This is a genomic window from Oscillospiraceae bacterium (genome assembly GCA_015065085.1).
Taxonomy (GTDB): domain Bacteria; phylum Bacillota; class Clostridia; order Oscillospirales; family SIG627; genus SIG627.
In genome coordinates, this window is the sequence record SVQW01000016.1 from 49194 (window position 1) to 58382 (window position 9189).

4 protein-coding genes are annotated in these 9189 nt (G+C 48.9%); 3 read left to right on the forward strand and 1 reads right to left on the reverse strand.

All coding sequences use genetic code 11. From position 1 onward, the window contains the following. Positions 1-62: 62 nt before the first annotated feature. The 3 genes from carA to E7588_09505 all read left to right on the forward strand — a co-directional run bounded on the left by carA (position 63) and on the right by E7588_09505 (position 6133). On the forward strand, positions 63-1106 hold the full coding sequence (gene carA / locus E7588_09495; GenBank protein MBE6689485.1) for a glutamine-hydrolyzing carbamoyl-phosphate synthase small subunit: 1044 nt from the start codon (positions 63-65) through the stop codon (positions 1104-1106). Then, the gene (gene carB, locus E7588_09500) at positions 1097-5134 is read left to right on the forward strand and encodes a carbamoyl-phosphate synthase large subunit (GenBank protein MBE6689486.1); all 4038 of its coding nucleotides are present in this window, start codon (positions 1097-1099) and stop codon (positions 5132-5134) included. Before carA ends, carB begins: the two co-directional genes overlap by 10 nt. Positions 5135-5197: 63 nt before the next feature. After that, the gene (locus E7588_09505) at positions 5198-6133 is read left to right on the forward strand and encodes a DMT family transporter (protein ID MBE6689487.1); all 936 of its coding nucleotides are present in this window, start codon (positions 5198-5200) and stop codon (positions 6131-6133) included. A gap of 74 nt (positions 6134-6207) precedes the next feature. Here E7588_09505 and E7588_09510 read toward each other — a convergent pair whose 3' ends face one another. Continuing rightward, complete coding sequence (locus E7588_09510) at positions 6208-7956, reverse strand: hypothetical protein (GenBank protein MBE6689488.1); 1749 nt, start codon at positions 7954-7956, stop codon at positions 6208-6210. Positions 7957-9189 lie beyond the last annotated feature (1233 nt).

Genomic DNA, 9189 nt, shown 5'->3' on the forward strand with positions numbered 1-9189 from the left:
TAAACAAAAAACAGTAAAAATTTAATTTCCGACTCTGTCGGAAAGTGCGGAGTATAAATTATATGAAGAAAAAATATCTGGTTTTGGCAAACGGCAAAATTTTTGAGGGCGTAAGCTTCGGATATGACGGCGAGGCTTGCGGCGAGATAGTATTTAACACCGCCGCAGTGGGCTACACCGAGGCGCTCACCGACCCCTCTTATTACGGACAGATTCTCATTCAGACCTTCCCCCTTATCGGCAACTCGGGCATGAATACCGAGGATTTTGAAAGTGAATCACCCCGACTTTTCGGTTACGTAGTGCGCGAGTACTGCGATGAGCCATCCAACTTCCGCAGTGAAATGACGGTGGATGAATTCCTCAAAAAGAACAAAATCCCCGGAATAAGCGGTATAGATACCCGCGAGCTTACCGAAATCATACGTGACAGCGGTGTTATGAACGCCTGCATCACAGATGAAGTGACAAACCAAACCATGCAGACGCTCAACGATTTTTCCATTGTCAAGGCTCTTGAAAGCACCGCCGCAAAAAAGACGGTGTACCCTGCTGAGGGCGAGGAAAAATTCAACGTTGTAATGATAGATTACGGCGCGCTTAAAAGCACAATAAAGCAGTTCACCTCCAAGGGCTGCAAAATAACGGCTCTGCCCTACACCGCGTCGGCAGACGAGGTGCTGGCGCTTAATCCCGACGGTATAATTCTCTCCCAGGGTGCAGGCGACCCTGCCGAAAACGCCGCTTGTATAGAAACCGTCAAGGCACTGGCAGGCAAAAAGCCCATTTTCGGTATCGGTCTGGGTCACCAGATTTTCGCCCTTGCCATGGGCGCAAAAACCGAAAAAATGCTTTTCGGCCATCACGGCGCAAGTCAGCCCGTAAAATGTATTGAGTGCGGCAAGGTGCTCATAACCTCCCAGAATCACGGCTACACTGTGGTAAACGACACGCTTCCCAAGGACGCTGTCGTCACCCACTTCAACGTAAACGATGCCACTGTCGAGGGTGTGAAATATCCCGCTCTTGGCGCGTTCACACTGCAATTCAACATGGACGCATCGGATAAATTCTGCAAAATGATGGAGGAAAAAGCATGCCACTGAATACTAATATCAAAAAAGTTCTTGTAATCGGTTCGGGTCCTATTGTCATCGGTCAGGCGGCTGAATTTGACTACGCGGGCGCACAGGCGTGCCGTGTCCTCAAGCAGGCAGGACTCAATGTTGTTCTGGTAAACTCCAACCCTGCCACCATTATGACAGACAAGGCGCTGGCAGATGAAATTTATCTGGAGCCCCTCACCGAAGAAACCATCAAGAGAATTATCATAAAGGAACGCCCCGACAGTCTTCTTGCCTCTCTGGGCGGTCAGACAGGTCTTACGCTTGCCATGCAGCTTTCAAAATGCGGTTTTCTGGACCGCATGGGCGTAAAGCTTCTGGGTACCAACGCAGAGGCTATTGACAAGGCTGAGGACCGTCAGATGTTCCGCGACACCATGCAGAAAATCAATCAGCCCTGCATTCCCTCGGACATCGCCAACGACGTGGAAACCGCAGTTGAAATTGCCGACAGAATCGGCTATCCCGTAATCATCCGACCCGCTTTCACTCTGGGCGGTGCGGGCGGCGGTGTGGCTTACACCAAGGACGAGCTCATTACCGTTGCCTCCAACGGTCTGATGCTTTCTCCTATTACCCAGGTACTGGTTGAAAGATACATCTACGGCTGGAAAGAAATAGAGTTTGAGGTAATGCGCGACGCGGCAGGCAACTCCATCGCGGTGTGCTCCATGGAAAACGTTGACCCCGTCGGCGTTCACACAGGTGACAGTATAGTTGTTGCACCCGCCATGACACTGGCGCTTAAGGAATATCAGATGCTGAGAAACGCATCTCTCGACATTATAAACGAATTGGGCATTGAGGGCGGATGTAACTGTCAGTTTGCGCTCAACCCCGACAGCTTTGAATATGCCGTTATTGAGGTTAACCCCCGTGTTTCCCGTTCATCGGCACTGGCTTCCAAGGCTACGGGCTACCCCATTGCAAAGGTAACCACCAAAATCGCTCTGGGCTACACCCTGGACGAAATAAAGAACGACATCACCGGCACCACCTGGGCTTGCTTTGAGCCTACCGTGGACTATACCGTTATAAAATTCCCCAAATGGCCCTTTGACAAATTCGTAAATGCCTCCAGAAAGCTGGGCACTCAGATGAAAGCGACGGGCGAGGTAATGTCCATCGGACAGAGCTTCGAGGCGGCACTCATGAAAGCCGTACGCGGTGCGGAAATTTCTCTTGACACCCTCAACATGAAGGCTCTGGACGAGGTTGAGGACATCGAAAAGAAGCTTCACGATGTGGACGACGTAAGAATCTTCACTGTTTACAAAGCGCTTCAGCGCGGAGTTTCGGTGGACACCATAAACAGCATCACCTGCATCGACAAGTGGTTTATCCGCAAGATAAAGAACCTTGTTGACTACGAAAACGCTCTTAAAGAGGGTAAGCTGGACGACGCCCTCTACATGAAGGGCAAGAAAATGGGCTACACCGACGCGGCTATAAAGCGTCTGTCGGGCTGTGACATCAAAAATCCCCTTTACGCTTCTTACAAAACGGTTGACACCTGTGCGGGCGAGTACAAGGCGATGACACCCTATTTCTACTCCTCCTACGACAGCCGTAACGAGGCGCTTGACCACCTTACAGGCACAAAGGAACGCATTATCGTTCTGGGCTCGGGTCCCATACGTATCGGTCAGGGTATCGAGTTCGACTATTCCTCCGTTCACTGCGTATGGGCGCTGAAAAAGCTGGGCTACGAGGTTATTATCATAAACAACAACCCCGAAACCGTTTCCACCGACTTTGACACTGCCGACCGTCTGTACTTTGAGCCTCTTACCCCCGAGGATGTTATGAACATCATACGCATCGAAAAGCCTATCGGCGTTGTTGTAGCATTCGGCGGACAGACAGCTATAAAGCTTACCAAATTCTTAGACGAAAACAACATCACCATTCTGGGCACCTCTGCCGAGGGCATTGACATTGCCGAGGACCGCGAGCGCTTTGACGCACTGCTTGAGCAGTTCAACATCAAGCGTCCCAAGGGTCTGGGTGTCATGACCATGGGGCAGGCAAAAGAGGCAGCTAACAAGCTGGGCTACCCCGTACTTCTGCGTCCCTCCTACGTTATCGGCGGTCAGAACATGACTATCGCCTACAACGACGGCGACGTTGAGCAGTACATGGAAATCATTCTGTCCCAGAAAATAGAAAACCCCGTACTTGTCGACAAGTACATGATGGGCTGTGAATTAGAGGTAGACGTTATCTCGGACGGCAAGGACGTGCTTATCCCGGGTATCATGCAGCACGTTGAACGCGCCGGCGTTCACAGCGGCGACTCCATCGCCGTTTATCCCCCTTACAGCATCAACGACAAGCTGACCAGCCAGGTTATCGAGTCCTCCGAAAAGCTGGCGCTTGCCATGGGTACAAAGGGTCTTGTAAACATCCAGTACCTTATATACGAAAACGAGCTTTACGTAATCGAGGTTAACCCCAGAGCCTCCCGTACCATTCCTTACATCAGTAAGGTTACGGGCGTTCCCATGGTAGACCTGGCGACCAAAATAATGGTAGGTCAGTCGCTTAAATCTTTGGGCTACGGCACGGGTCTTTACAAAACACCGCCTTACTTCTCGGTTAAGGTGCCTGTATTCTCATTTGAAAAGCTCAACGACGTAAACTCCGCACTCGGTCCGGAAATGAAGTCCACAGGCGAAGTTCTGGGTATCGGTAAAACGCTGGAGGAGGCTCTGTTCAAGGGTCTTGTTTCGGCAGGCTTCACCGTTTCCCACACTCAGGACCCCAACCGCCGCGGCGTGCTTATAAGCGTAAGCAAGCAGGACCAGCTTGAAATCGTAAAGCTTGCAAAGAAGCTTGACGATTTAGGTCTTAAGATTTATGCCACCGAGGGTACGGCGCAAGCCATCTCCGCGCTGGATATCGACGTTGAAATTGTGGATAAGTTAAGCCACAGCGACGCCATGATTGACCTTCTGGAAAGCGGAAAGATTATTTACACCATCTACACCGGTGCAAAGAAAAAGTCCTCTATCGACGACTACATCCGTCTGCACCGCCGTGCTTTACAGCTGTCGGTTGCCTGCATCACCTCTCTGGATACGGCAAACGCGCTGGCTGATATTCTGCTTGGCAGATTTACCCAGAACAACACCGAGCTTGTCAACATCAACAACCTACGTACCGCGAGAAAGAAGCTCAATTTCTCCAAAATGCAGGGTACAGGAAACGACTATATCGTGCTCAATAATATGGATGACGATATTTCCTGCCCCGAATCCCTTGCGGTTACCTTCACCAACCGCCATTACAGCATAGGCGCCGACGGACTCATCCTCATCGAGCGCAGCAACCTTGCAGATGCTAAGATGCGTATGTTCAACATCGACGGCAGTGAGGGCAAAATGGCAGGCAATGCAATCCGCTGTGTGGGTAAGTATCTGTATGACAACGGCATTGTTCCCAAGGAAACCATGACTATCGAAACCCCCGGCGGAATAAGAGAATTAAAGCTTTACATCATGAACTCCGCCGTAAGCTCGGTTGAGGTCAACATGGGCAAAGCAAGCCTCAACCCTAAAGATGTACCCGTAAAGCTGGAGGGCGACAGCGTTCTCAGCCGTCACGTCAACATCATGGGCGGTGACTACAACATCAACTGCGTTTCGGTAGGAAATCCTCACTGCGTAATCTTCTGCGACAGAGTGGATAACGTGGACGTTGCAAAATTAGGTCCCATGTTTGAAAGCGCGGGCATATTCCCCGAGGGCGTGAACACCGAGTTTGTCCGTATTGTCAACAAAAACACCCTTAAAATGCGCGTATGGGAGCGTGGCAACGGCGAAACCGCCGCTTGCGGTACAGGCGCTTGCGCGGCAGTTATCGCGGCTGTGGAAAACGGTCTGTGCAGTAAGGGCGAAGACATCACCGTCAAATTAAAGGGCGGCGACCTTATTGTCAACTACACCGACGAAGCTGTTCTTCTCACGGGAAGCACGGCACTCATCTATGAGGGTGTAATCCAATACTGATGCTGAAATACAAAATAATGGGTGGAGAAATCCACCCATTATTTAAAGATTAAAAGGGTTTTTATGAAACAGAAAACACAATTCAAGGGCGTTTTCATGCTGTGTCTGACCGCCATAATATGGGGCTCCGCCTTTGTGGCGCAAAGTGTGGGTATGGAAAGCGTGCAGAGCTTCACCTTCGGCGGAATACGTACACTTCTTGGTGCTTTGGTGCTGATCCCCTTTATTCTCGTGCGCGACAGCTTTGCACCAAAAGAAAGTGCCGAAATTAAAAGAGCAACCAACATTAAAACGCTGAAATACGGCATTATACTGGGTCTGATTTTCTGCCTCGCCACAAACTTTCAGCAGTTTGCTTTCACCTTTCCCGACGCATCCCCGGGAAAAATAGCTTTCATTACCGCCGTGTACATGTTCCTGGTTCCGCTTTTGGGGCTTATTTTCCTCAGAAAAAAAGTGTCGGTTATCACCTGGGTTTGTGTGGCACTGGGCTTTATCGGGCTGTATCTTCTGTGCGTAATGCCGGGAGATATTTCTTCGGTGAGCATGGGCGATATTCTGACTTTTATATGCAGTATATTCTTTGCCGTACACATACTTGCTGTTGAAAAATTTGCAAAAGAGGTGGACGGCGTAAAGCTGAGCTTTGTTCAGTTTTTCGTGTCGGGCGTTATCACAACCGTGCTGATGTTCGTTTTTGAAGACCCACAGATAAGCGCAATAAAATCTGCCGCTCTGCCAATACTTTACTCGGGTGTCATGAGCTGCGGTATTGCCTACACCTTTCAGATTATCGGACAGAAGTACACCGAAGCAACGGTTGCATCCATAATTATGTGCACCGAGTCGGTTTTTGCCGTTTTATGCAGTGCACTTATTCTGGCAGACATCCCAACGGCGCGTGAGCTTATTGGATGCGTAATAATGTTTATTGCGATAATCGTCTCCGAATGCTCCGAAATAATAACAGAAAAAATAAAATCACTGCGTGCAAAATAATACAGACCGCCCCGAAAGCCTTGGCGTAGCTTTCGGGGCGGTCTGTTTCAGAGAATTGGAGGGGTTAATTATTGTTACGGAAGCTTATTGTACTTAAGTACATAAGCAGGGTTGTAGTAGGTGTAGTTGCCGCGACTCTGTATATTGGCGGAGAAGGTCTTGCGCGAAGCGGTGTAGCCGTAGTATGCACCGTTGCTGGGGTTATTCACGATTGCAAAGTGCAGGTGAGGAGCGGTGCTGTTGCCTGTGTTACCCATGGTTGCAATAGGCTGACCCGACTTGACGGTCTGACCCTCGCTGACCAGTGTGCTGTGTCTTTTCAGGTGACCGTACATGGTATACACCGTCTTTCCGTCTACGTTGTGCTTGATAACAACGTAGTAGCCGTTGCCCGAGCGGTCTTCGGGCTTGAGGTCATATGCATCCATCCAGGTACCGTTACAGCCTGTCTTGTACACAACACCGTCGTAAGCGGCGTATACAGTGCGGTTGGATGCCTTGATGTCTATACCCAGATGACCCTTATTACCGAAGGACTGGGTGGTGGTGTAGCCGGTCATGGGAGCTGTCCAGGAAGCTTTTGGCTTAATGGTCGTATCACTTGAAAGTCTGGTAAGGTAGTATGCCTGGGCACGCTTATAGTTGTTGGCTGTCCAGTGGATTGCAAGGTTGCCTATGGAGTAGTCGCCGTTTGTGATATCACAAACCAAGCCCGTGGCTTTATTCATTATAGCATAAGAGCCTTCGCCGTTGTACTTGTGGAAGCTCCAAAGACTTGCCGCGTCGCCGTTTTCATACTCATACAGAGTAAGTGCGTCACCGGGGTTCTTGTTGGCATTCTTGGCATTAAGGCACATATAGCTTGCATGCACGGGGTGAATCGAGTAATAGCCGTTACCGCGGTTCTTTACAACAAACCGTTCGTTTGACTCTCCGTTGTAGTGGTCTACTCCCACAGTAGCCTTAAGGGAAGCGGTGGATTTGTAGATTACGTTGAGGCAAAGAGAGGTGTTGTCGTGCAGGGTAATTTTATATGTGCCCTCTGAGATATTGGAACGAACGGAGGAAAAATCGCGCAGGGAAGAGCTGCTATTCGAGCTTGAAGCGGATACCAGCTTCCAACGGCAGGATGCGCCCCCGTGCTGGTCCCAGAGGTGAACCCGGCTTCCCGAGAAGATAAGGTTGTTATCCAGGTCAATGGTTTTACCCAGCTTGTTCTGTATAAGGTATTTTCCGTTTCCTGCGTCCAGAAAACGCCAGAGCGAAGCATTGGTGTAGTCGCTGTTATCCCACATCCACAGCTGTTGGCCGTTGACGTAGTTAGCGCCGGGGACATTGAGGACGTGTCCTGTATTGGCATTGACTATGCGGTACCAGTTGCCCGAGTAGCGCTGGATTTTGAATATCTGTGCGGCGTTACCGCTTGTTCTCTGCCAAAGCTGGATATACGCGCCTGTCTGTGTGCTTCCCGAGGTTACGTCCAGGCAATAGCCCGTGTTATCCGAGGCGCATATGAAGTAGTTTCCCTCATTGGGACGCACAACAGTGTACGCACATGCGAACACCGTGCACATCAGCGCAACAAGAGCGGTACAAATAAGAATTCTGGTGATGGGGTTAGTGAATGAATGTTTCATATCATTACTCCTGTAATATATAAATGGTTTATGGTGAATGTGTATGGTCTGCTCGCCGGGTATCTTGAATGACGTAACGGGAATTTTGAGAAGCAAAATTTTCCTCAATTGCACATTGCAGTGCGAAGCGCTTACGCCGCCACTATTTAGCATATACTCCGCGATTGTTCTTCGCGTGTCAACCATAGTTTAAATACCCGCGTTGTCGGTGCGCGGATCGGCTCGGCGCTTACGCCGTCACTATTTGGCATATACTCCGCGAACGTTCCTCGCAGGACAATTACACTTTAATATCCCGCGTTGTCGATGCGCGGATCGGCTCGGCGCTTACGCCGTCACTATGCGACACATAATCCGCGATTGTTCTTCGCGTGTCAACCATAGTTTAAATACCCGCGTTGTCAGTGCGCGGATCGGCTCGGCGCTTACGCCGCCACCATGCGACACATAATCCGCGAACTCTCCTCGCAGGACAATTATACTTTAATATCCCACGTTGTCGGTGTGCGGATCGGCTCGGCGCTTACGCCGCCGACGATGGTGATATTATACTATAAGTCCGCCGTAATCACAATGTGCCAAACTCCGACGAAAAAGTAAAAATCGTCGGAGAAACCCGACGGCAGGGCAAAAGCAATCAGCAATGTGCAATTATGGAAAAAACCTGAAACGAAATCGTTTCAGGTTTTAATTATTGTATGTAGCGGGAGTTTAAATCCCTCCGTTAGCCTACGGCTGACAATATAACAGTATAATCGTAGATTTTGCGTAGCAAAATATACCACAATTGCGAATTATAAAAAGTCGTGGACAATAGGGACGTCCCCTAAAGGACAGTTTTTACCTACCGACACGTTACTCTTAACAAAAATCCGAAAATACAGAAACCGCAGATTGATTTTCTGCGGTTTTTGTGCTATAATAGGATATGTGATTAAGACTATGCATAAAGGAATTTTGCTACGATAAGTTCGAACGATAAATAAGAATTTTACGAGACGGTAAAATGCTTAAATTGTATTAACCTCATATTGAAGATTTGCGGTTTAAGGAAAAATGGCGGGCGATGATCAGACAATGTCCTGCAATCACGCTTACGGAGGTATAATCCAATTTTCAAAAAATACCGGGCAGATTGGCATGACAGATAGATAACAAACCACTATGATCCTCTGTTTTTTCATTAAATATATTGAAAAGCAGGTGATTTCGTAGTATAATAAAAAGGTCATAATGGGTGAGGTGAGTGTTTTTCGAAACAAACCTTGCCAAAAGGCACTTATATTCGTTCAAAAAAATTGTGAATATAAAAGGAGATTTTCGCTAATGGGAGGTTTTTTCGGAGCAGTCTCCAAAAGAGATTGTGTTATGGATATTTTCTTCGGAGTTGACTATCACTCTCACCTCGGTACAAAAAGC

Bases quoted from the DNA above. Each gene is read 5' to 3' on its own strand.
- carA (MBE6689485.1), top strand. From the start codon at position 63: ATGAAGAAAAAATATCTGGTTTTGGCAAACGGCAAAATTTTTGAGGGC.
- carB (MBE6689486.1), top strand. From the start codon at position 1,097: ATGCCACTGAATACTAATATCAAAAAAGTTCTTGTAATCGGTTCGGGT.
- E7588_09510 (MBE6689488.1), bottom strand. From the start codon at position 7,956: ATGGTTGACACGCGAAGAACAATCGCGGAGTATATGCTAAATAGTGGC.
- E7588_09505 (MBE6689487.1), top strand. From the start codon at position 5,198: ATGAAACAGAAAACACAATTCAAGGGCGTTTTCATGCTGTGTCTGACC.